Origin of the sequence: Bradyrhizobium sp. 87 (genome assembly GCF_023073015.1) — a bacterium.
GTDB classification, from domain to species: Bacteria; Pseudomonadota; Alphaproteobacteria; order Rhizobiales; family Xanthobacteraceae; genus Bradyrhizobium; species Bradyrhizobium canariense_D.
In genome coordinates this window covers 35,605-56,990 of the sequence record NZ_JADPIQ010000007.1, presented here as the reverse complement: position 1 = coordinate 56,990, position 21,386 = coordinate 35,605, and the positions used below count along the sequence as shown (strand labels likewise).

At 64.1% G+C, this 21,386-nt stretch carries 24 protein-coding genes and 1 pseudogene; 8 read left to right on the top strand and 17 right to left on the bottom strand.

Annotated features, from left to right (window positions below):
- Positions 1-4 precede the first annotated feature (4 nt).
- Genes IVB50_RS01380 through tolQ form a run of 3 tightly spaced genes read right to left on the bottom strand, consistent with a single transcriptional unit; the run spans position 5 to position 2,180 of the window.
- Positions 5-967, bottom strand: a complete 963-nt coding sequence (locus IVB50_RS01380) for a hypothetical protein (RefSeq protein WP_018453790.1) — start codon at positions 965-967, stop codon at positions 5-7.
- A gap of 3 nt (positions 968-970) precedes the next feature.
- Complete coding sequence (tolR, locus tag IVB50_RS01375) at positions 971-1,420, bottom strand: protein TolR (protein WP_018453789.1); 450 nt, start codon at positions 1,418-1,420, stop codon at positions 971-973.
- Positions 1,421-1,463: 43 nt separating this feature from the next.
- Positions 1,464-2,180: a protein TolQ gene (gene tolQ, locus IVB50_RS01370; RefSeq protein WP_007596319.1), complete on the bottom strand. Its 717-nt coding sequence runs from the start codon at positions 2,178-2,180 to the stop codon at positions 1,464-1,466.
- 496 nt (positions 2,181-2,676) lie between these two features.
- Between tolQ and IVB50_RS01365 the strand changes: the two genes are divergently transcribed.
- Positions 2,677-3,195: a DUF2231 domain-containing protein gene (locus IVB50_RS01365; protein ID WP_018453788.1), complete on the top strand. Its 519-nt coding sequence runs from the start codon at positions 2,677-2,679 to the stop codon at positions 3,193-3,195.
- Between the two features lie 35 nt (positions 3,196-3,230).
- Here the strand turns inward: IVB50_RS01365 and IVB50_RS01360 are convergent, their stop codons facing one another.
- Positions 3,231-3,998, bottom strand: a complete 768-nt coding sequence (locus tag IVB50_RS01360) for a serine acetyltransferase (RefSeq protein WP_247294056.1) — start codon at positions 3,996-3,998, stop codon at positions 3,231-3,233.
- A 314-nt stretch (positions 3,999-4,312) separates the two neighbouring features.
- On the opposite strand from IVB50_RS01360, the gene IVB50_RS01355 reads away from it, so the two are divergent.
- A complete protein-coding gene (locus tag IVB50_RS01355; protein ID WP_018453786.1) occupies positions 4,313-5,476 on the top strand; it encodes an acyl-CoA desaturase in 1,164 nt (387 codons plus the stop codon).
- Positions 5,477-5,680: 204 nt separating this feature from the next.
- On the opposite strand, the gene IVB50_RS01350 is transcribed toward IVB50_RS01355, so the two are convergent.
- The 5 genes from IVB50_RS01350 to IVB50_RS01330 form a co-directional block, all read right to left on the bottom strand.
- A complete protein-coding gene (locus tag IVB50_RS01350) occupies positions 5,681-6,166 on the bottom strand; it encodes a DUF2852 domain-containing protein (RefSeq protein WP_018453785.1) in 486 nt (161 codons plus the stop codon).
- A 120-nt stretch (positions 6,167-6,286) separates the two neighbouring features.
- Positions 6,287-7,027: a TetR/AcrR family transcriptional regulator gene (locus IVB50_RS01345; RefSeq protein WP_085348908.1), complete on the bottom strand. Its 741-nt coding sequence runs from the start codon at positions 7,025-7,027 to the stop codon at positions 6,287-6,289.
- 96 nt (positions 7,028-7,123) lie between these two features.
- Positions 7,124-7,486, bottom strand: a complete 363-nt coding sequence (locus IVB50_RS01340; protein WP_018453783.1) for a YciI family protein — start codon at positions 7,484-7,486, stop codon at positions 7,124-7,126.
- 38 nt (positions 7,487-7,524) lie between these two features.
- Positions 7,525-7,926, bottom strand: a complete 402-nt coding sequence (locus IVB50_RS01335) for a YciI family protein (RefSeq protein WP_247294054.1) — start codon at positions 7,924-7,926, stop codon at positions 7,525-7,527.
- A 159-nt stretch (positions 7,927-8,085) separates the two neighbouring features.
- Positions 8,086-8,448 (bottom strand): nuclear transport factor 2 family protein, encoded by a 363-nt coding sequence (locus IVB50_RS01330; protein WP_018453781.1) that lies wholly within the window; start codon positions 8,446-8,448, stop codon positions 8,086-8,088.
- Between the two features lie 157 nt (positions 8,449-8,605).
- Between IVB50_RS01330 and IVB50_RS01325 the strand changes: the two genes are divergently transcribed.
- The 3 genes from IVB50_RS01325 to IVB50_RS01315 all read left to right on the top strand — a co-directional run bounded on the left by IVB50_RS01325 (position 8,606) and on the right by IVB50_RS01315 (position 10,701).
- Complete coding sequence (locus tag IVB50_RS01325) at positions 8,606-9,394, top strand: SDR family oxidoreductase (RefSeq protein ID WP_018453780.1); 789 nt, start codon at positions 8,606-8,608, stop codon at positions 9,392-9,394.
- A gap of 81 nt (positions 9,395-9,475) precedes the next feature.
- Positions 9,476-9,913 carry a hypothetical protein gene (locus IVB50_RS01320; protein ID WP_018453779.1) on the top strand — a complete coding sequence of 146 codons (438 nt, stop codon included), beginning with the start codon at positions 9,476-9,478 and terminating at the stop codon, positions 9,911-9,913.
- Between the two features lie 434 nt (positions 9,914-10,347).
- Complete coding sequence (locus IVB50_RS01315) at positions 10,348-10,701, top strand: hypothetical protein (RefSeq protein WP_018453777.1); 354 nt, start codon at positions 10,348-10,350, stop codon at positions 10,699-10,701.
- 96 nt (positions 10,702-10,797) lie between these two features.
- Here the strand turns inward: IVB50_RS01315 and IVB50_RS01310 are convergent, their stop codons facing one another.
- The 4 genes from IVB50_RS01310 to IVB50_RS01295 form a co-directional block, all read right to left on the bottom strand.
- Positions 10,798-11,211 (bottom strand): VOC family protein, encoded by a 414-nt coding sequence (locus tag IVB50_RS01310; protein WP_204512222.1) that lies wholly within the window; start codon positions 11,209-11,211, stop codon positions 10,798-10,800.
- 38 nt (positions 11,212-11,249) lie between these two features.
- Positions 11,250-11,786, bottom strand: coding sequence for an SRPBCC family protein (locus IVB50_RS01305; protein WP_018453775.1), 537 nt, complete (start codon positions 11,784-11,786; stop codon positions 11,250-11,252).
- Between the two features lie 95 nt (positions 11,787-11,881).
- Positions 11,882-13,198, bottom strand: a complete 1,317-nt coding sequence (locus IVB50_RS01300) for an RNA polymerase sigma factor (RefSeq protein WP_018453774.1) — start codon at positions 13,196-13,198, stop codon at positions 11,882-11,884.
- Positions 13,195-13,563, bottom strand: a complete 369-nt coding sequence (locus IVB50_RS01295; RefSeq protein ID WP_026232592.1) for a YciI family protein — start codon at positions 13,561-13,563, stop codon at positions 13,195-13,197. The genes IVB50_RS01300 and IVB50_RS01295 overlap by 4 nt, the downstream gene beginning before the upstream one ends.
- A gap of 144 nt (positions 13,564-13,707) precedes the next feature.
- Here IVB50_RS01295 and IVB50_RS01290 point away from each other — a divergent pair, with 144 nt between their 5' ends.
- On the top strand, positions 13,708-14,673 hold the full coding sequence (locus tag IVB50_RS01290) for a glyoxylate/hydroxypyruvate reductase A (protein ID WP_018453772.1): 966 nt from the start codon (positions 13,708-13,710) through the stop codon (positions 14,671-14,673).
- Between the two features lie 190 nt (positions 14,674-14,863).
- A pseudogene (locus tag IVB50_RS42620) lies at positions 14,864-16,831 on the top strand (cache domain-containing protein).
- 121 nt (positions 16,832-16,952) lie between these two features.
- Here IVB50_RS42620 and IVB50_RS01275 read toward each other — a convergent pair.
- Complete coding sequence (locus IVB50_RS01275) at positions 16,953-17,597, bottom strand: TetR/AcrR family transcriptional regulator (RefSeq protein ID WP_018453770.1); 645 nt, start codon at positions 17,595-17,597, stop codon at positions 16,953-16,955.
- Between the two features lie 116 nt (positions 17,598-17,713).
- Between IVB50_RS01275 and IVB50_RS01270 the strand changes: the two genes are divergently transcribed.
- Positions 17,714-18,358: a glutathione binding-like protein gene (locus IVB50_RS01270; RefSeq protein ID WP_018453769.1), complete on the top strand. Its 645-nt coding sequence runs from the start codon at positions 17,714-17,716 to the stop codon at positions 18,356-18,358.
- Positions 18,359-18,410: 52 nt separating this feature from the next.
- Here IVB50_RS01270 and IVB50_RS01265 read toward each other — a convergent pair whose 3' ends face one another.
- Genes IVB50_RS01265 through IVB50_RS01255 form a run of 3 tightly spaced genes read right to left on the bottom strand, consistent with a single transcriptional unit; the run spans position 18,411 to position 21,351 of the window.
- Positions 18,411-19,715 carry a TRAP transporter large permease subunit gene (locus IVB50_RS01265; protein WP_247294052.1) on the bottom strand — a complete coding sequence of 435 codons (1,305 nt, stop codon included), beginning with the start codon at positions 19,713-19,715 and terminating at the stop codon, positions 18,411-18,413.
- A gap of 34 nt (positions 19,716-19,749) precedes the next feature.
- Complete coding sequence (locus IVB50_RS01260) at positions 19,750-20,343, bottom strand: TRAP transporter small permease (protein ID WP_247294042.1); 594 nt, start codon at positions 20,341-20,343, stop codon at positions 19,750-19,752.
- Positions 20,344-20,352: 9 nt separating this feature from the next.
- Positions 20,353-21,351 carry a TRAP transporter substrate-binding protein gene (locus IVB50_RS01255; RefSeq protein WP_018453766.1) on the bottom strand — a complete coding sequence of 333 codons (999 nt, stop codon included), beginning with the start codon at positions 21,349-21,351 and terminating at the stop codon, positions 20,353-20,355.
- Positions 21,352-21,386: the final 35 nt, after the last annotated feature.

Genomic DNA, 21,386 nt, shown 5'->3' with positions numbered 1-21,386 from the left:
GATGTCACAACATGTCTTTCAGGCCGAAAGTCATCGGAATGAGCTTCCAGCTCTCGTATTGCTGCTTCGGCATGAACGAATAGACCTGACACTGCACGATGGCGCGTCTGGCACTCTCCGCCACCGCCTGTGCGATCGATCGCGACGGTCCCCTCACCGCGACGACGATCGGCTCGGACGCGAGCGATCCGTCGATCTTCATGGGAATGTCGATGTCGGCTTCGTATTGATCCGCATCCTGGCCGTTATAGGTCGGCGTGAAGCAGCGCTTCACCGCCCCCTGGAACGCGCCCCGCCAGGTCGCAATGTTGTTGGCGGCCGTTCCGGTCGTCGATCCCAGCGAGGCCGACGCATTCAGCGTCGAGCCGGCGAGTTCGTGCCGGGTCGCGGCGCGCTTGTCGAGATCGCGCTGGATCTGCGCGGGATCGAAGCTGCGCTCCTTGGGCTTCGGCAGCTGCTGTTGCGGCTGCACCGCCGCGACCTTTTGCTCCGGCGGCTTGGGCGGCGGCTTCTTGGTTTCGAGCTTTTTCTGCAGCTCGGCGATCGGATCTTCCTTGGCCGGGTCAGGCTTTTTTTCCGGCGGCTTCGGTTCTTCCTTGGGCTTCGCCTCAGCGACGGGCTTGGGCGGCTCGGGCTTCTTCTCGACCGGCTTCTCCACGGGTTTTGGCGGCGGCTCCGGCGTCGAGTTGGTCTTGATCAGCTCTTTCTTCTCGGTGACCTTGCCGACAGCGTCTTCCTCGGGCTTGGCTTCCGCGATCTTCTCGACCTTCGGCTTCGGCTCTTTCTTGTCGCCGGTCTTCTGCCCCGACATCATCTGCGCGAGTTGATCGGTGGAGATGATGTCGATCGGCAGCGACTCTTCCGCCGGCACAAAAGCCCTGCTGCTAAAGGTGACGAGCCCCCATCCCAGCACGAGGACGTGGAGGGCAATCGACGCAACGAGTGTCTTGTCGACCTTCACCTTCACGGTTTACCCCTGATCCGCTTCCGTGACGAGCGCCAGCTTCTTGAAGCCTGCGCCGGACAACTGGCCCATGACCTTGGCCACCGTCCCGTAATCCGCCTTCTTGTCGGCACGCAAATAGATGCGTTCCTCGAGCCCGCCGCGCGCGTCCGTGATCGCCTTCAGCTTGGGGATCAGTTCGTTGATCGCGATCTCGGCGTCGTTGATGAACACCTTGCCCTTGATGTCCACCGACATCTGGATCGGCTTCTGGTCGTTGTTTTCGAGGCTCTTGGCCTGGGTCTGCGGCAGGTCGAGCGGCACGCCGACCGTCAACATCGGCGCCGAGACCATGAAGATGATGAGCAGCACCAGCATCACGTCCACCATCGGCGTGACGTTGATTTCGGCCACGACCGGCTTGCGCCGGCCACGGCGCCCACCGCCTCCGGACGAACTCGCAACGTTCATGCCCATGGTCTGGTGCCCAAATTGCCCTTCACACTATACATGCCGTCCGTCAGCCCCGCTCGTCGATCTGGCGCGACAGGATGGCTGAAAATTCATCGGCGAAGCCTTCGAGCCGCTGGGCCTGCCGGTTCACCTCGGAGGTGAACTTATTGTAGAAAATAGTGGCAGGAATGGCGGCGATAAGGCCGACGGCGGTCGCAAACAGCGCCTCCGCGATGCCAGGGGCCACCACCGCCAAAGAGGTGTTTTTCGACGCCGCGATCGACTGGAAGCTCGACATGATGCCCCAGACGGTGCCGAACAGGCCGACGAAGGGGCCTGCGGAGCCGACGGTGGCGAGCACCAGCAGCCGGCGTTCCAGCCGCTCGACCTCGCGGGCGATCGAGACATTCATGACCTTGTCGATGCGCATCTGAAGGCCTGCGACCGAGCGGGCCTGGCTCTCGAACGAACGCTTCCACTCGCGCATCGCGGCGACGAAGCAGGCCGCCATGGAATGTGTCGGCTTGGCCGAGAGCGTGCGATAGAGGTCCTCGATCGACTCGCCGGACCAGAAAGCCTGCTCGAAACGGTCCATCGAGCGGCGGGTGCGGGCAAACAGGAAGATCTTGTCGATGGCGATCGCCCAGACCCAGACCGAGCAGGCGAGAAGCCCCAGCATCACCGCTTTCACGATCCAGTGAGCCTGCCAGAACAGCGCGATCAGCGACACGTCCGCGGAAGCGGCAACCGGAAGGGCTGACTGAGCCACGTCGGCCGGATTCATAAGCAGTATCCTCTCAAGGCGATCGTTACCTGATGTCCCGACCTAATGTCCCGGCCAGCAAATGGCCGCCGGTTCCCCAATAGCCGCGCTAGAACCGGCGCGGCCGGCAAGCCCGCTCAAAGCCTTGTCTTTCTGGGGTGCAGGGCTCGTCCAAAGCCGGCCGCCTGCATTCCCTGCCAAGATGTCAAAACTATGGGCCCGACCCCAAGGCTCAGACTTCAGGCTTTGGGCGCGCGATTGTCCGCAATTACCAGAGCCCGGCGATGGTTAATGCTGGGTTACCGCAGACGAATTTGAGTGCGGGAAAGGGAGGTCGCACAGGGGGATGGGAGGCGCGGCGGGCGGGCCGTGTTCCCGACGGGACGGTGCGCTGCGCCCGGGACAGCAGAGTTCCGCTTTCCCGTGCGCATCAGGAGCGGAGCCCGCTATCCCGGTCAGAGGAACCAGCCTACGTCCGAAAAATTGTCTGGAAAATCACTTCTCGCGAGGTTTTGCCATGAGCATCAACCCCAAGACGACCGCCGCGGTCGGCGATCATCCGCTCCACCCCATGATCATCCCGTTCCCCGTCGCCTTCCTGGTCGGCGCGCCCATCGCCGATCTCGCCTTCATCGGCACCGGTGACGGCTTTTGGGCCAGAGCCGCGATCTGGCTGATCGGCGCCGGTATTGTGATGGCGCTCGTTGCGGCCGTGGCCGGCTTCACCGACTTCTTCAGCGACGCCCGCATCCGCAGCCTCAATGACGCCTGGTATCACATGATCGGCAATCTCGTAGCCGTCGTGCTGGCCCTGATCAATTTCTACCTCCGCTACGCGCAAGGCGCGGAAGCTGCAATCAAGCCGTGGGGCGTGGCGCTGTCCCTGGTCGTGGTCGGCATTCTGCTTTTCACGGGCTGGAAGGGCTGGGAGTTGGTCTACCGGCATCACGTCGCGGTGCTGGACGCGCCGGGCCAGACCAGTTCGGAGCCGGTCAGCCCGCGTCATGGCGGCGAGAGCCGCCGCCGCGCCGCGTGAACGAGGAGCACGTCGCCTGATGACGTGACGGCGAGTCAGGCCGCGGAAGCGGGCTCTGGGCAATTGGTCAGCCGCGCCGGATTGCCGATTGCGGTGCAGCCCCGGGGCACGTCGCTCGTCACGACGGTGTCGGCGCCGATCTTTGCAAAATCGCCGATTCTGACGTTGCCGAGAATTGTCGCGCCGGAGCCGATGAACACGCCGCGACCAATGCGAGGCGAGCGCGCCGGCAGTTCCGTGCCACGACCGATGCTGACGTTCTGAAGGATGGTGGCCTCGTCGCCGATCACCACATCGGCACCGATCACGATGCCGGTGGCGTGGTCGAGATACACCGACGATCCCAAGCTCGCCGCCGGATGAATGCTGACCTGCAGGACGTTCGACGCCTCGTTCTGAAACAGCAGCGCCGCGTCACCATGGTCGTGATGCCAGAGCCAGTTCGAGACGCGCCACGCCTGCAAGGCGACGTAGCCCTTCAAGTGCAGCAGCGGCGCCAACACTCCGCTGATGGCGGGATCGCCAAGCACGATGGCCTGCAAGTCGCGGCCGGCCGCCTCGATCAGATCCGGCTGACCATTGAAGGCGTCGCGGGAAAATGTCGTGAAGCGCGCGCGTTCGACCTCGCTGTCGCCAAGCCGGCGTCCGATCAGGTCGGACAGTGCGGCGGTAAAATCGTCATGGACGAGGATGAGTCCGACAAGAGCCTTGCCGAATATGGCGTCGGCTGCCGCGGTGCGCTGCGCCTCGTCGCGGATCTTCTGCCAGAGGGTTTCGCTCGCCATCATCGCCGCTTCCGCCATCGTTGCTGCCTGCGGTATTTTGACGCTTCCTTTTCACTGTCGGCTATAGGCCGTCGGCAGCCCGCGCGCCACGCACCCCGTGAGGCTACGAGCTTGCATGCCAAGCAGTCGGGATCATATATATGGAGGCAGCCGAGTTCCGCCCGTAGCTATGGTCTCAGGTTCGTGCTGCCGCGCTGGCCCGGGTTGCTCAGGCAAAGCATCTCGTTCAAAGCCCCGCAGTGGTCCGCCATCCCCGGGATTGTCGCACACAGCGGCCCTCAGTGCTGCCGAAGCGAATCCCGAATCCCCGTCCTCCAAGGTCACGCCAATACATGTCGCCCAACGCCCCCGCTGACGACCAACACGACGACATCATGTATCCCTCCGCCCTGCCGTTCCTGCTGGTCCATCTCGGCTGCATTGCTGCGATCTGGACCGGCGTTACCTGGCAGGCCATCGCGATCTGCGCCTCACTCTATGTCGTCCGTATGTTTGCGATCGGAGCAGGCTACCACCGCTATTTCTCCCATCGGGCTTTTGCGACCGGTCGAGTGTTTCAGTTCATCCTGGCCTGGCTTGCGCAAAGCACCGCGCAGAAAAGCGTTTTGTGGTGGGCGGCCAAGCATCGACATCATCATCTGCATTCCGATACCGAAGACGACGTGCATTCGCCGCGTCATCGAGGCTTCCTCTACAGTCATCTCGGCTGGATTTTTTACAGGGAGCACGATGGCACCGACCTCGTGAAAGTCGGAGATTTCGCCGCCTATCCGGAGTTGATGTGGCTGCATCGCCTGGAACTCCTGCCAGCCGTCACGCTGGCTGCGCTCTGCTTCCTGGTTGGCGGATGGTCCGGTCTCGTCGTCGGCTTCCTGTGGAGCACCGTGCTGGTCTATCACGCGACCTTCTGCATCAATTCCCTCGCCCACGTGCATGGACGCAAGCGGTACGTGACCGGCGATGATTCACGCAACAATTGGCTGCTGGCCTTGTTCACTCTCGGTGAGGGCTGGCACAACAATCACCACGCCTACCAGAGCAGCGTGCGGCAGGGTTTTCGCTGGTGGGAAATCGACGTCACCTATTACATCCTGAAGGTGCTGTCCTGGTTCGGCATCGTCTGGAACATGAAGTCGCCACCCGAGCAGGTGCTGCGCAACGAGCAGCCGCTTGGCGCACGCGTCATCAACCGGGCGGCCCGCGAGCTTGCCGGACGGTTCGATGCGCAGACCCTGGCGCATGCGATTTCGTCGGCGCTCCGCCGAGCCGATTTGGCCCAGTTGCAACTGCCGACGCTGCACGACATCCTGAGTCGCGCGCACGAAGGTGTCGATGCACTGACGCATCTGCATTTGCCGAAGATTCCGACCCGCGACGAGTTTCTCGCCGAGGCCAAGGCGATGTTTGCGCGAACGCGATCACTGAACGAGATCGTGGACTATGCCTACGAACACTTCCTGGAGTCGGTTCGCGCGCAGCTCGCCACGGCGCGCTGACCAAGTCTCTCTGGACCAGGACTTTCCAGATCAAGACTTTTCCAAACCAAGGCAATCCGGACGGTCGCGGCAGCCTGACGCGCATTCCCAAAATCAAACCGCCCGCCTGCGGGTTGCGCAGGCGGGCGGCTCGGGGCCATCAGGACTTTGGGGGCATGCGCCTGACGGCTTTGAGAGGCGTCAGTCCCGAGATCAAGCTTGAGATCAACCTTGCTGCTGGTCGGTCGGCGGCGGGGTCGGGCGTGTCTTGTGTTGCGCCATGAACTGGTCGAACTCTTCCTTGTCCTTGGCGTGACGCAGACGGTCGAGGAAGTTCTTGAACTCGACCTGCTCCTCCTCGAGCCGCTGCAATGTCTCGGTGCGGTACTCGTCAAAGGCGCGGTTGCCGCTCGAGGGCGGACCGAAGCCAAAGCCGAAACCGTGGCGCTCCATGCGGCCGCGCATACGATCCATCTTGTACTGCATCCGCTCCATCTTGTTCTGCCAGCGATCCTGGTTGCTCCAGCACGACATTCTTCTGCTCCCGAGTGTGAAAAAGAGAAGGGCAAGTCCGATCGGCCACCAGATGATGAAGCCGAGGATGGTCACGGCGATCCAGCCGGGATGCCAGGGCGTATTGAGCATGTGGGGGCGCTCGTATTGTTGGTCCGAAGGGCCGCGCCATCGATTGACATCAGCGGTGTAGGCCATTTCCCTCTCCATGACGGCATCAGCGCCGTTGTGAATGTAAATAACATTTACATAGGTAGATCATCCCGCGGTTTTGTCAAGCCGACCGCCTGACAGGGCGGGGCAATTATTTGGGTAACTTTATTTCGGCTTGCCCCAGGGACCACCGGGCGGCACGCCTGAACCGGAGGATGCCTCCGGCGGCACCGGCGGCGGCTCGGCGCTTTTCGCCGGGGGACGGCGATCGGTCGGGAAGCCGAGACCGCGCAGATAGATCAGCACCTCAGCTTCGAGCAGCTCGTCCGGCGACATCGGCAGCTTTCGACGCGCGGCGTCACCGCGGGAGAACAGCGAGGCCACGCCATGCGCCATGGACCAGATGTGCAGCGCCATCATCATCGCCGGCGGCCGCGGCGTGCCCGGCGGCGCCAGCGCGGCAAGCCGCTCCGCCGCGGCACGAATGATGTTGAAAGCACGCTCGCTGGCCGCCTGGAGCGCCGGATTGGCATCCACCGGGAGGCCAGATTCGAACATCGCGTTGTAGAACGCGGGCTCCTCGCGGGCGAAGGCGAGATAGGCCCTGCCGACACGCTCGAACGCCGTGACGGTGTCGGGCCGTCCGTCGTCCCAAGCCGCGGTCAGGCGCGATTCAAACTGCTCGAAGCCGCGCTGCGCGATCGAGGACAGCAGTTCTTCACGGTCGCGAAAATGCCGGTACGGCGCCGCCGCACTGACGCCGGCCATGCGCGCGGCATCGGCAAAGGTGAAGCCGGCCGCGCCCTTCTCGGCGATCAATCCGAGGGCGGCCTGCAACAGGGCTTCCTTCAGATTGCCGTGGTGATAGCCGCGCTCGGCGCGGCGCGTCTCCTTGCGCCAGCTCATGTGAACGACCTTTACATGAGCCGGCGGTGAAGGTCACTAGCGGCGACGGGTTGATCAGCCCGTATTCTTCCCGGTCCGGCGAGGCGGCCCGAGATCCTAGCCGCTAGGGATCGGCAGCACCGGCATGATCTCGACGCGTTCGCCGGGGAAGATCGTGAAGTGCGGGTGGTTCTCGAACATCTTCGCCGCGGCTTCATGGGACGCTGCGCGCACCACGGTGAAGGCGCCCATCTCGTTGGCGATGTCGGCGATGCCCTTGCCGTCGACCTTCTTGGTCTTGCCGAGCGGGCCGCCCATGGCCTCGATCGCGCCCTGGTGCTTTTCGACCCAGCCTTTCCACGCCGCCATGCCCTCCTGCTCTTTCGCCTTGCGCTCGGCCTCGGGCATCGCATTCCATGCGGTCCATTTGGAACTGGTCTTGCTGCCGAGGAAAACGGCGAGATAGGTGTCGGTGCTCATCGGTTCTCTCCTTTGGTGATGGATAGACGAAGCTGCGGCTATTTCTTCAGGTCGCCGAAACCGGCGGCCTCCCGCACGTCAGGCGGGAAGTCGCTCATCTCCTGCACCTGACGGATCTCGATGATTTCGTTCGGTGCGGCCGGACACCGCCTGGCCCAGGCGATCGCCTCGGCACGCGAGGCAACCTCGATCATCCAGTAGCCGCCCAGGACCTCCTTGGCCTCGGCGAACGGACCATCGGTCACGATGGGCTTGCCGGCCGCAAACGAGACGCGCGCGCCCATCGAGGGCGGGTGCAGGCCGTCGAGCGTGATCAGCACGCCGGCGTCCTTCAGCGCCTCGTTGTAGCGCATCATCGCAGCGACCCGCTCGGGATCGAGTTGAACGTCGGGCGCCGCGGTCTCGTAGCCGAGCGGGATCATCAGCATCATGAATCGCATGAGCACTCCTTGCGTGCTTTTTCGTTCGGGTTGCGCGCCGAGGCGCCACTCCGGATGGGCGGAGCGACGGCCCGGGCCGCCCACCCTCACCTCCAAGACGAAGGAACCTTGACGAAACCGACAGGTGACGAAAATTATTCTGGCGATTATTGGCTGGCCCTAGCGCGCCTGCGGCAGGAAACGCCCGTCCTGCCGGGCAGCGCCGAAATAGACGTCGATGCAGCGAATCTTGCCGCCGGCGAAGGTGAAGAACTCGGTGTTGCGAAAGCTCCTGCCATCTGTCGCCAGGCAGAGATAGGTGACGAAGGCCTCGTCGCCTTGGACGAAAATCCGCTCGATGTCGTGCCGCGCAATCCAGCCGGTGTCCCTCCAGCAACGCTCGAAATAAGCCGCCTTGTCGAGATCGTCGTCGAACGGGCTGGTGAAGCGAAAATCGTCCGCCAACGCGTCGGCGACCCGTTGCCGGTCGTTGCCGAGATAAGCGGCGAAAAGGTCTCGAATCTGGCGCTCGTGGTTGGACATTGCGGATCTCCCTGGCAATGATCCCCTGGAAGACGATCCATCGAGGACCGTCCCGACATCGTGCCTTCGAGTTAAGGCCTTCCTCGTCGGGACGAAAGCGAAGTAAAAAGAGGCTCGCGTTTGCGCGACCCAATCTTTCATAAGGACCGATCAGCCAATGCCCCCTACCCCGCACCGCGTTGCCCTCGTCACCGGAGCCGCGCGTGGCATCGGGCTTGCGACCGCGAAGAAGTTTTTGAGCGAGGGCTGGCGGGTGGCGTTGATCGACATCGAGGGCGAGTTGCTCGGCTGCGCGGTCGCCGAGATCGGCCGGGACGAGGCCACGCTGGCGTTGACCTGCGACGTCTCGGACGCAGCCGCGGTTGCCGCCGCGATGACGACGGTCGAACAGCGGTTTGGCCGGCTCGATGCGCTCGTCAATAATGCCGGCGTTGCCGTGTTCGCGCCGCTGATGGAGACGTCGGAGACCGATTGGCGGCGCGTGCTCGAGGTCAACCTCACCGGCCCGTTCCTCTGCACCAAGGCGGCGGTGCCGCTGATGCGCGACGGCAATGGCGGCGCCATCGTCAACATCACCTCGATCTCGGCAGTGCGCGCCTCGACGCTGCGCTCGGCCTACGGCACCAGCAAGGCCGGCCTCGCGCACCTTACCAAGCAGCTCGCGGTTGAGCTCGCGTCCCTCAACATCCGCGTCAACGCGGTCGCGCCGGGACCGGTCGACACCGCGATGGCGAAGCAGGTGCACACCAGCGAGATCCGCGCCGATTATCACGACGCCATTCCGCTCAACCGCTACGGCCTGGAAGAGGAACTCGCCGAAGCCATCTACTTCCTGTGCTCGGAACGATCGAGCTACATCACCGGACAAATTTTGGCCGTCGATGGCGGCTTCGATGCGGCAGGCATCGGCCTGCCGACGCTGCGCGGCGAGCGGAGGAACGGGTAGGCACCGCGTAGGTTGGCCTAGCGAAGCGTTACCACCTCTTCTCGTCGGCCTATCCTACGGACTCGAATTCGCGGAGGCTTCATGCGGCGCGTCACCTTTCTCAGGGCCCTGATCCTCGCATCCGCGCTGCTCGCCGCCACACCTGCCTCGGCCGAAATCCGCATCATCCAGTCGCCCGGTGGACAGGTCGGGCCGTTCCTCGATTTGTTCGAGAAGGTGCGCGAGAGCGGCGAGCGCGTGGTGATCGACGGTCCCTGCCTGTCCGCCTGCACACTGGTACTGAGCATCGTGCCGGGCGAGCGGATTTGTGTGACAAAACGCGCCGTGCTCGGCTTCCATGCGGCGCGCTCGGTCGATCGGCGCGGACGCTTCTACGCCGAGCCGGAAGCATCCGATGCGGTGCTTGCGGCCTATCCCGGCCCGGTGCGCGACTGGATCAGTCGCCGCGGCGGCCTCTCGTCGCGGTTGCTTCTGCTGAAGGGACGCGACCTCGCCGCGATCTATCCGCGCTGCCGGTGATGATCGACGGACGCGAGTGCCCGGCAAAATTGCGCCGGTCACCTGCTTCGAGAGCTCTAGTAAAAACTCTGGATCAACTCGGTCAATTCCATGCTCGCGCAGATGAGCATACCCCAAAGTGCAAAGTTGATCTGCAGCGCCGCCGCCATCGGTCGCTCCCCTTCCAAGTCCGCCCGCCCCAGTTTTTAGAATTTATGACGGAATAAATAACGATTCTGTCCCGGAGTTCACAGCCTAATATTGCGCCAGTTGTTGTGCGATGCGGTCCGCATCATTTCACGAAGCGGCCTCACTGCTCTCGCAATGTGGTACGACAGCAGAATTCATATTCGGCCATGTCGGCCACGCGTTTCCCTTAGGTTCCATTTGAGCGGTGCGACGCAAGCTTCGGTAAGCGGACTTGGCGCGTCGCATACAACACCCAAGGGTCCGGCATGATCCGACACGGCTTCGTCTTGCTCACTTTTTGCGCAACGCTCATGGGATGCGTGGTCGCGCCTGCGCAGGATCGCCGTCCGATCGCATGGGACGGCCTCGGTCAGGATCCGAACCGTCCCTCCGGCATCAAGCGTCGCGTGGCGACCCAAGCTCCCGCGGCGAGTGATCCGAATCAGGAGCGGGAGAGAGTCCTCGGCACCTTGCGCCCGTACTCCCCGGCGTGGTGGGCAATCCATGACGAAATCGAAGCGGAGAATGACAGGCAGCTCGGGACAAAGCTCGTGATCTGTCCGCGCTGCGTTCCCTCCTCCCAGCCACCGAGCAATGACGTGACCGGATCGATCCGCTGAGGGGCACGCGGTCGACGCGACGTCCTCATGGGCGCCCCTCTCCCGCATCGTAGAGGAGAGGGGATCGCCGTTCAGCGCGTCAGGCGATCGCGCCTGTCACATTTCCTCGGCCGGGCAGTTCACCATCCAGGGAATGCCGAACTTGTCGACGCACATGCCAAAACCCTTGGCCCAGAACGTCTTGCTGAAGGGCATGGTGACGTTGCCCCCATCGGCGAGCGCGTTGAACTTGCGCTCGCCCTCCGCCGGGTCCGCGACCGTGAGCGAGATCGAAAAGCCCTGCGGCTTGTGAAAATGTTCGCTTGGTGCGTCGGAGGCCATCAGCACGCTGCCGTCGGGCAGCGACATCCGCGCATGCATGATCGTCTTCTCGCGGCCGGGCGCCGCAGCCATGTCCGGCGGTGCGTCCGAAGAACGCATCATGGCGTCGATCTTGCCGCCGAGAACCTTGGCGTAATAATTGAACGCCGCTTCGCAGGTGTCCTGATAGAACAGATAGGGATTGAGCATCGTTTCTCTCCTTTTTGCTTTGGTTCGGGGTGACGGCGCTACTTCTCGGTGAGCTTCTTCAGGCTGGCCAAGCCCGCCTCGAAATCCTTGCCGATCATGTTGTCCATGTTGACGAACACCTGCATGACTTTGGACAGGAACGGGGCCGGACCGGACATCGCCCACGTGACCAGTGTGGCATCGCCTTGCGGCACAAAGGTGAACTCGGCGGTGTTGTGGCCTTCGAAAGGCCGCTCGAAATCGAGCTTGATGCGTAGTTTTGACGACGCACTCGCCTCGAGGATCTCCATATGGCCGGCGCCGACATTGTTGTTGCCGTCCCAGGCATAGGTCGCGCCCTTGCCTTGCGCGGTGCCGCCAAACGCCCGCTTCATCGCAGGATCGCGGTTCTCGTAGGGGGACCAGGCCGTCCAGCGATGGAAATCGGCAACCAAGGGATAGACTGCATTGGCCGGCGCTTTCACGGCGAGGCTGCGCTCGACGCGGAATGTGTCGGGCTTCGTCAGGGCAAAGCCGAGCACGCCCACGATTCCGACCGCGAGCAGGATGGCGATGACGGCAATGGCTTTCAGCATGAATGGCTCCCTGGATACGCTCCTAGGACGAAGGGAGGGGACCGGGCCCGACAAGGCGAAGCGGAAAAATTTGTTATGCCCCAGGCAGGCGCTCCCTACTTCACCTTTGCGCCTTCGACCTTAGCGTCTTGCCTGGCGCCGCCATTGGCGCCCTTGGGCTGGCTGTCCCGGATCAGGCGATCGAGATGCATGCGGATGTGAGCGGCTTCTGCGGACGTGTTGGCGAGGGCGATGGCGCGGTCGAAGGCGATGCGGGCTTCGTCGTTGCGGCCGAGCTGCATCAGGAAGGCGCCGCGCACGCCATAGAAATGGAAGTAGTTGGCAAGCTTTGGCGCCAGCGGCTCGATCAGGTCGAGCGCGGCTTGCGGTCCGCGCACCTTGGAAACCGCGACCGCGCGGTTGAGCGTCACCACCGGCGAGGGCTGCACCACCTCCAGCGCACCATAGAGCAGGTCGATCTGCGCCCAGTCGGTCTCCTCAGGCGTGGAGGCGCGGGCATGCAGCGCAGCAATCGCGGCCTGGATCTGGTAGGGCCCGCTGCGGCGATGGCGTATCGCCTTGTCGATCAGCGCGAGGCCTTCCGCGATCATCGTGCCGTTCCACAGCGAACGATCCTGGTCGTCCAGCAGGATCAGCGAGCCATCCGCGGCAAAGCGCGAGGCACTGCGCGCATGCTGCAACAAGATGAGCGCCGTGAGTCCCATGATCTCCGGCTCGCTCTGGAACAGCCGCAGCAGCAGCCGCGCCAGCCGGATCGCTTCCTCGCACAGCGGCTTTCTGATTTCGGCGGTGTCGCCGCTCGCCGAATAGCCCTCGTTGAAGATCAAATAGATCATCGCCGCGACAACGGCGAGCCGCTCCGAGCGCTCGACCGCGCCCGGCGTTTCAAACGGCGTCCCGGCCTCCGCGACCTTGGCCTTGGCACGCGTGATGCGCTGCTCCATCGCCGCTTCCGACACCAGGAAGGCGCGCGCGATCTGCTTCACCGTCAGGCCGCAGACGATGCGGAGCGCCAGCGCGATCTGCTGCGTTGCCGGCAGCCCTGGATGGCAGCAGATGAACATCAGCCGCAAGATGTCGTCGCGGTAGTGCGAGCCGTCGAGCCGCTCGGCGAGCGCGCCCTCGGCGTCGTCGAGATCGGAGATCGCCTGGTCGTCCTCCGGCAGCGGCTGCTGCTTGCGGGTGCGGCGCACCTCGTCGATGGCAACGTTGCGGCCGACCATGATCAGCCAGGCGGCGGGATCGCGCGGCGGTCCGTTCTGCGGCCAGGTCTTCAGCGCGCGCAGGCAGGCGTTCTGGAAGGCCTCCTCGGCGGTGTCGAGATCGCGGAAATAGCGCAGCAGCGCGCCGACCGCCTGGGGGCGCGCCGAGGTCAGCGCGGTCTCGATCCAGGCGGTATCGGCTTCGCTCATTTCAGATTCCCTCCGGGACTGAACACGCCGACGGGGCGCACCTCGTAGGCGCCGCCGGGATTGGCGGCACCGAGGTCGCGGGCGACATCGAGTGCGTCATCGAGATTCTTGCAATCCACGATATAGAAGCCGAGCAACTGCTCCTTGGTCTCAGCGTAGGGGCCGTCGAGCACCAGTGGCGGGTCCTCCTTGCGCAGCGTCGCTGCCGCAGTGGTCGGCAGCAGCCGCGCCACCGGGCCGAGCCTGCCCTGCTTCGCGAGACCTTCCTGCACCACGGCGAGCTTCTTCATCACGGTCTCGTCCTGGTCCTTGCTCCATGAGCCGACGAAGTCCTCGTCGTGATAGCAAAGGATCGCATAAAGCATGGGCAGTACCTTCTCTGAGCGCTTGTTTTGAAGACGATCCAGTATGCCTTGCCCCGACATGGCTGCGGAAAAAAATTGCAAGAAAAATCCGGCAGATCGTGCCAAGGAGGGCCTTCAAAAGCGGAACTTAAAGAGGCACTTCGAATGACCGTTGGCACCCTGGCCGTCCTGATCAACAGCACGCAGCAGAACTGGCTGCCTGAGCGCTGGAAGGCCCGGTTCGACGCCGTCTGCGGCGGCCGCCGCGTGGTGCTGCTGCCCGATGCCGGGCTCGATCCGGCCGAGGTGCATTATGCCGCGGTGTGGAAGCCGGTGCCGGGCGACCTCGGCTCTTTCCCCAATCTGCGTGCGATCTTCAATCTGGGCGCCGGCGTCGACGCGCTGATGGCGGACAAGAGCCTTCCGAACGTGCCGCTGGTGCGCGTGGCCGTGCCTGATCTGACCGGCCGCATGACCGAATACGTCGTGCAGCACGTGCTGATGCACCACCGCCAGGAGCTTTATCTGCGCCAGTCGCAGCGCGAAAAGCGCTGGGAGCCGACCTATCAATGGCCAGCGAGCGCCGTCACGGTGGGTATCATGGGCCTGGGCACGCTCGGTACTGATGCGGCCGATGTGCTGCGGCGGCTTGGTTTCCGCGTCGCCGGCTGGAGCCGCAGCCCGCGTATCATCGCGGGTGTCGAATGTTTCCATGGCGCCGGGCAAATCGACGCGTTCCTGCGCACGACCGATATTCTCGTCAGCCTATTGCCGCTGACGCCTGATACACACGGCATCCTCAACCGCGACGTCTTCACCAAGCTCAACCGCAAGAGCCCGCTCGGTGCGCCCGTGCTGATCAACGCCGGCCGCGGCGGCCTCCAGAATGAAGCCGACATCCTGGCCTGCCTCGACGACGGCACGCTGGGCGCCGCCTCGCTCGACGTCTTCGTACAGGAGCCGCAGCCGGCGGACAGCCGGTTCTGGACCCATCCCAAGGTTTTGCTGACCCCGCACAACGCCGCCGACACCGACGCCGACGCGATCTCGGCCTATGTCGCCGAGCAGATCGCGCGGTTCGAGGCGTGTGGTGTGCTGGAGAACGTGGTGGACCGGACGCGGGGGTATTAGGCCGCACGCCTGAAAAAGGCACGACCGCTCCCTACCCTCCGTGTCGTCCTGGCGAAAGCCAGGACGACACCAGACTTCTTTGGTCACTCCGTCACCCCCGAAGGCACCCGCTCGGCCGGCATCCCGTTCACCCTCTCTTAGCGAGAAGTTGATAGGTCTCCTTAATCAACGCTCAACGAACGAGTCGGACATGCGCTTCACGCTCGGCCTCAGGATGCGGATCACGGTTGCGCTGGCGGTGACGGCGGCGGCGACCGCCCTGTTCGCCGTGCTCGGGGCGATGTGGATCATTTCCGGCATCATCGACCGGGCCGACCAGCGCGAGCTTCGCAGTCATTACGACGCGCTCCAGTCGCGAATTGCCGAGGAATCCCAGCGCGCCGCCGCCATGAGCGCCGTCGTCGCCGCGATGCCGGCAACGCAGGACGCGATGGCCAAACAGGATCGCAATGCCCTGATCAGCCTGTTCGGGCCGGTGTTTGCTGCGACCAAATCGGAGTACGGCGTCGAACAGTTCCAGTTCCACGTGGCGCCCGCGACCTCGTTCCTGCGCGTGCACTAGCCTGCTAAATTTGGCGACGACCTCTCGGGCTTCCGCAAAACCGTGATCATGGCCAACCAGGAGCGCAAGGTCGTGGTCGGCCTCGAGGGCGGCTTGGCTGGGCTCGGCATCCGCGGCGTCGTGCCGATCGCGCAAGGCGGCAAGCATCTCGGCTCAGTGGAGTTTGGCCTGACCTTCGGCCAGTCCTTCCTCGACGATTTCAAGACCAACCGCCATGTCGACATCGCCTTCCATCTCGCGGACGGCGGCGGCTTCAAGCTGTTCGGCGGCACGCTGAAGGGGAAGAGCTTCTTCGATGCGGCCGATTACGGCCGCGCCGCCGGCGGCGACTTCACGGTACGGCAGGCCAAGCTCGACACGACGCCGGTAGCGGCGCTGCTCGGACCGATCAGGGATTTTTCCGGCAAGCCGCTCGGCGCCGTCGAACTGGTGATGGACAATGCCGACTATGTGGCCTCCGCCGACCGTGCCTGGCTGCTGGCATTCGGCATCGCCGCGCTCGGGCTCGTGCTCGCCGCCATCGTCGGCTATCTCATCGCCCGCAGCATCTCGCGCCCGATCATTTCCATCACCAGCGTGATGCGCGAGCTGGCCGACGGACACCTCGATGTCACCGTCCCCGTCAGCAAGGCGAATGACGAGGTCGGCGCGATGGTCAAGGCTGTCGCGGTGTTCCGCGACAACGCCGTCAACTTCAACCGGCTCCAGGCCGAACAGGCCGACACTAAGGCGCAATCCGAAGCGGAGAAGCGACGCGCGTTCGCCGCGCTCGCCGACAATTTCGAAGCCAGCATCCGCGAGGTCGTCACCACGGTCTCCTCGGCCGCGGTCGAGATGGAGAACACGGCGCGCTCGATGTCTGATATCGTCGAGCGGTCGCGGCAGCAGACCGGCACGGTGTCGTCGGCCTCGGCGCTCGCCTCGGAAAATGTGCAGACGGTCGCTGCCGCCGCGGAAGAGCTGTCGTCGTCCATGACCGAGATCAGCCGGCGCCTTGCGCACGCGACCGCGGTGGTCGGCAAAGCCGCGAGCGACGGACGACGGTCGAACGAGCGCGTGCAAAGTCTGGCCGACGCCGCGCAAAAAATCGGCGACGTCGTCTCCTTCATCAGCGGCATCGCCGAGCAGACCAATCTGCTGGCACTCAACGCGACGATCGAGGCGGCGCGCGCGGGCGAAGCCGGCCGCGGCTTTGCGGTGGTCGCCTCCGAGGTGAAGGCGCTGGCAACCCAGACCGCCAAAGCGACCGAGGAGATCGGCGCCCAGGTCACGGCGGTACAAGGCGAGACCACCGGCGCAGTGGACGGCATCCAGTCGATCTGCGCAACGATCCAGGAGGTCGACGAGATCTCCGCCGCGATCGCCGCCGCCGTCGGCCAGCAGGGCACCGCAACGCAGGAGATCGCCCAGAACGTGCAGCAGGCAGCCGCCCGCACCGGCGAGGTCTCGCAAAACATCGCAGGCGTCACCGCCGGCATCGCCGCGACGGGAACAGCAGCGGAGGAGGTGCTGGGCTCCGCGATCGAGCTGTCAAAGCAATCGCAGCGGCTGCGGGACGAGGTGGACCGCTTCCTCGCGCATATTCGCGCGGCGTAGGCGGGCTACAGGGAGGAGCTGCGGCGCGACGGCGGCAACTCCGAATCTTCGCCAAACCAGATTCGGTGGCTAGGGGTCCTGGCTTTCGCCAGGACGATGTTAGCTCGCGCCACGCAACCGCCTAGCTCTTTCGTCCCACCATCACGTCGATCGCTCCCTTCACGATCGCCTCGAGATCCTTCCGCGACACGCGCGCGCGCGAACGAATGGCAATTGAGTGCACGGTCGCTGAAGCGAGCTGCGCCAGCACGGCGGGATCGGCGCTTTCGGGCAATTCGCCTTTCTCCTTGGCGCGGCGGAAGCAACTCGCAAACGCCTTGTCGAGTTCGTTAAGGCCATCGAGCACCATGGCGCGGATGTCGGGATCGCCGACCGCTTCGGAGGCCGCCGTGACCACGGTGAAGCAGCCGCGCGGGCCGGTTGCGCCGGACAGATAGATGTTCAGCGCGGAGGCGAAGATACGCTCCAGCCGCTGGCGCACGGGCATCTCCTGTCGAAAGATCTCCACCATGGATGCGCGCGCGTCCTCACGGTAGCGCTGATAGCTCTTGATGTAGAGCTCGCGCTTGTCGCCGAAGGCGCCATAGAGGCTCGGGCGATTCATGCCGGTGGCTTCGCTGAGATCGTCGAGCGAGGTCGCGGCGAAACCCTGCGTGCGGAACAGGTCGAGCGCCTTGCCGAGCGCGACCTCGGGTTCGTAGGCGCGCGGACGGCCGCGGCGCTTGGGCTCAGTGGCAGCAGCTGGCGGCTTCGATTTTTGTACCATTTCGCAATTTAATCCTTGACCAACTCCATAATATGCAAGACAGTACAAAAATCAATCTGGCCAGGTTGAGCGCCACTCCAAAAGTCACATCGAAGAATTGCCCAAGGAGGCTCAAGATGGATCTTTATTTCTCGCCGCTCGCCTGTTCGATGGCGAGCCGCGTCGCGCTGTATGAAGCCGGCGCCGAAGCCAATTATCTCGAAGTCGATCCGCCGACCAAGACGGTGCTGAGCGACGGCACCGACTTTCGAACCGTGAACCCGATCGGCCTGGTGCCGACACTGCGGACGGACGACGGCGTGGTGCTGACCGAGAACGCCGCGATCCTGCAATATATCGCCGACCGCTTCCCGCAATCGGGTCTCGGAGCCGCAGCGGGCATCGAGCGCACGCGACTGCATCAATGGCTCTGCTTCATCGGCACCGAGCTGCACAAGGGCCTGTTCATCCCGGTGCTCGACCGCAAGGCGCCGCAGGAGACGAAAGCCTACGCGCTGGAGAAGAACCTGTCGCGGCTGGACTATCTCGACAATTACCTGAAGGGGCGCGACTTCCTGCTCGACCAATTCAGCGTCGCCGACGCCTATCTCGTCACGGTCATCAACTGGACCATGGCGACGCCGCCGATCGAGCTCGCCAAATGGCCGAACGTGAAGGCCTATTACGAACGCCTGCGTCAACGGCCCTCGATCGCCAAGGCGATCGCGGAAGAGTTCGAGCTGTACAAGGCCGAGCAGGCGCGGAAGAAGGCCGCGGCGTAAGCTTTGACGATTGAGGCGCGCCGTCCCGGCTGAGCGGCCGGGACGGCGCAATCTATCCGTACAACACCCTCGGCAGGATCGTGACTATGCCGGGCCAGAGCGTCAGCAGCAGCACGAATCCGACCATGATGAGGAGATAGGGCATCGTGACGCGCGCGATGTAGCCGAGGCCGTCGTCGGTCAGGCCTTGGATCACGAACAGGTTGAAGCCGACCGGCGGCGTGATCTGGGCCATCTCGACCGCGAGCACGAGGAAGATGCCGAACCAGATCTCGTCGAAGCCCGCGCCCTTCACGATCGGCAGCACGATCGGCAGCGTCATCACGATCATCGAGAAGCCATCGAGGAAACAGCCGAGGATCAGATAAAAGATAATCAGCACCACGATCAGCATGAACGGCGATAGCCCCAAGCGCTTCACGAAGGCGGCGACTGCCTGCGGGATGCCGAGGAAGGCCGCGGCGTTGCCGAGGATCGAGGCGCCGAGCACGATCAGCGCGATCATCGAACAGGTCACGACCGAGCCGATCAGCACGTCACGCATCACCTGCTGCGACATCGAGCCCTGCGCCCAGGCGACCAGCGCCGCGCCGAACACGCCGACCGCGGCGGCCTCCGACGGCGTCGCCAGCCCGCCATACATCGAGCCGAGCACGCAGGCGATCAGGAACAGCGCCGGCGCGAGGTCCTTGAGCGCCGCAAACCGTTCGCGCCATGGCACTTGCGAGAGCTTGGCTTCCGCCTCCGGCACCATGCCGGGGTTAAGGGTCGTGTGCAGCATCACCCACCCCATGAAGGTGGCGGCCAGCAGCAGTCCGGGCAGCACCCCGGCCGTGAACAGTTTCAGGATCGAGACGTCGCCGAGCACGCCGTAGATGATCATGATGTTGGATGGCGGGATCAAAAAGCCGAGCGTGCCGGCGCCGGCGAGCGAGCCGATCGCGATGTCGCGGGAATAGCCGCGGCGCAGCAGTTCGTTCAGGGACATGCGGCCGATCACCTGCGTCGTCGCCGCCGACGAGCCGGAGATTGCGGCGAAGATGGTGCAGCCGATCACGTTCACATGCAGAAGACGACCCGGCAAAAGCCCCGCCCAGGGCGCGAGCCCCTGGAACAGAGAACGTGACAGACGGGTGCGAAACAGCAACTCGCCCATCAGGATGAACAGCGGCAGCGCCAGCAGTTCCTGCGTCGTCAAGATGTTCCAGGCGTATTGCGGCAGCAGCTTGTCGAGCGGGATTGAGCGGAACATCGCCAGCAGCAGCGTTGCGGTGAGCGCAAGCGTCAGGCCGATCCATACGCCGCATGCCAGAAGCGCAAACAGGATCCCGAAGAGAGCAATGACTTCGATGGTCATGGTATCCGGTGTCTGCTGGCTGGCGCGTGGGCGATCATTCGACGGGCGAGGCCTTCATGCGGTGGTCCTCCAGCGGCAGGCCGAGCACGGCCTGGATCACGCGCGCCAGGAACTGCAGCGTCAGCAGCAGCATGCCGAAGGTGACGACGGCCTGTGGAAACCACAGCGGGGTGTCGCTCGAGGTCGAGACCTGGCCGCGCACATAGGCGCCGAAGGCGAACTTCGCCATCGACGATGTCAGGAAGGCCATGAAGGCGAAGCCGGCGGCGGCCGACAGGATTTCGATCGCGCGCTGAAACGGAGCGGGGACGTTCTTCAGCAGCAGCACGACACGGATATGGCCGCCGACGCGCAGGGTCATGGCGGCGCCGAAGGTGAAGGACGCCGCCATCAGATAGGAGGAATACTCCCACGCGATCGAGATTGTGGGCGGAAAGAACGGCAGGAAGTTCGAGAGGAAGCGCGTTGCGACCTCGCACAGCATCAGCAGCGTCAGCATCAAGAGGCAGCCGCCACCGATCCAGCCGTCCAGCCGGCCAAGACGGTCGATGCCGTCGAGCAGGATGCGCAGCGGCTCCGGCGCCGTCGCGTTGAGACTATGGGACGACGCGGGCAAAACATCCGCCACTGCAAGTCCTCAGCGCTTCATTTCCGCGAGATAGGCCCGCACCGGCTTGTCGGCCGCCGGCACGCGCTTGACGAAAGCGTCGAGCTGCGGCGCGGTCTTGGCGCGAATGTCCGTGATCATGGCATCCGAGACCGGCACCACCTCCATGCCGCCTTCCTTGAGCCGGTTGAGGCTGTCGACGTCCGCCTTGAGCGAGTTCGCCCAGAAGCCCGGCTCCATCTTCGCGGCAATGCCGGCGACGAGCTGCTGCTGATCGGCACTCAGCGCCTTCCAGGAATCGAGGTTGACGGTGAGCATCTGCGACGACCAGACGTGGTTGGTCGGGTAGATGTATTTCAGGAATTCCCAGAATTTTCCGTCGACGCCCGACACCGACGAGGTGGATACGCCGGAGACCGCGCCCGACGCCAGCGCCGGGATGGTCTCGCCCCACGGAATCATCACCGGCGCCATGCCGACCACGGCCAGCATGTCGACGGCGTTCTTGTCGGGCACGCGGATCTTGATGTTCTTCAAGCCGTCGACATCGGCGACCTTGACCTTGAGATGCAGATATTGCGTCGGCCAGGGCACGATGTAGAGGATCTTCTGGTTGTTGCGCGCGGCGACCTTCTCGTATTCGGGCCGCACGTATTTGTGCAGCACCTTCAATTCGTCCATGGAGCCGCAGAGAAAGGGAATGCTTTCGACGCCCATGAAGGGTTCGTCGCCGACCTGCTGAATATTGAGGACGTCGGCGAGCGGCACCAGACCGTCGCGGACGGCGCGCAGATGCTCGGGGCCCTTGAAGCCGAGCTGTCCACCGGCCTTCACGGTGATCGCGACCGAGCCAGCCGTCTGCTTCTTCACCTCTTCCGCGAAGGCAAACGCGTTCTGGGTGTGGAAATTGCCGTCGGGCCATACCGTCGACATGTCCCAGCTTACCGTCGCCGCTCGCGCGCGGGTCGAGATGTGGCCGGCTGCGAGCAGCGTCGCTGCGCCCGCGGTAAAAGTCCGTCGCGTGATCATTGAGCCCCTCCGTTTGCTACGCGCACGACGCCTGA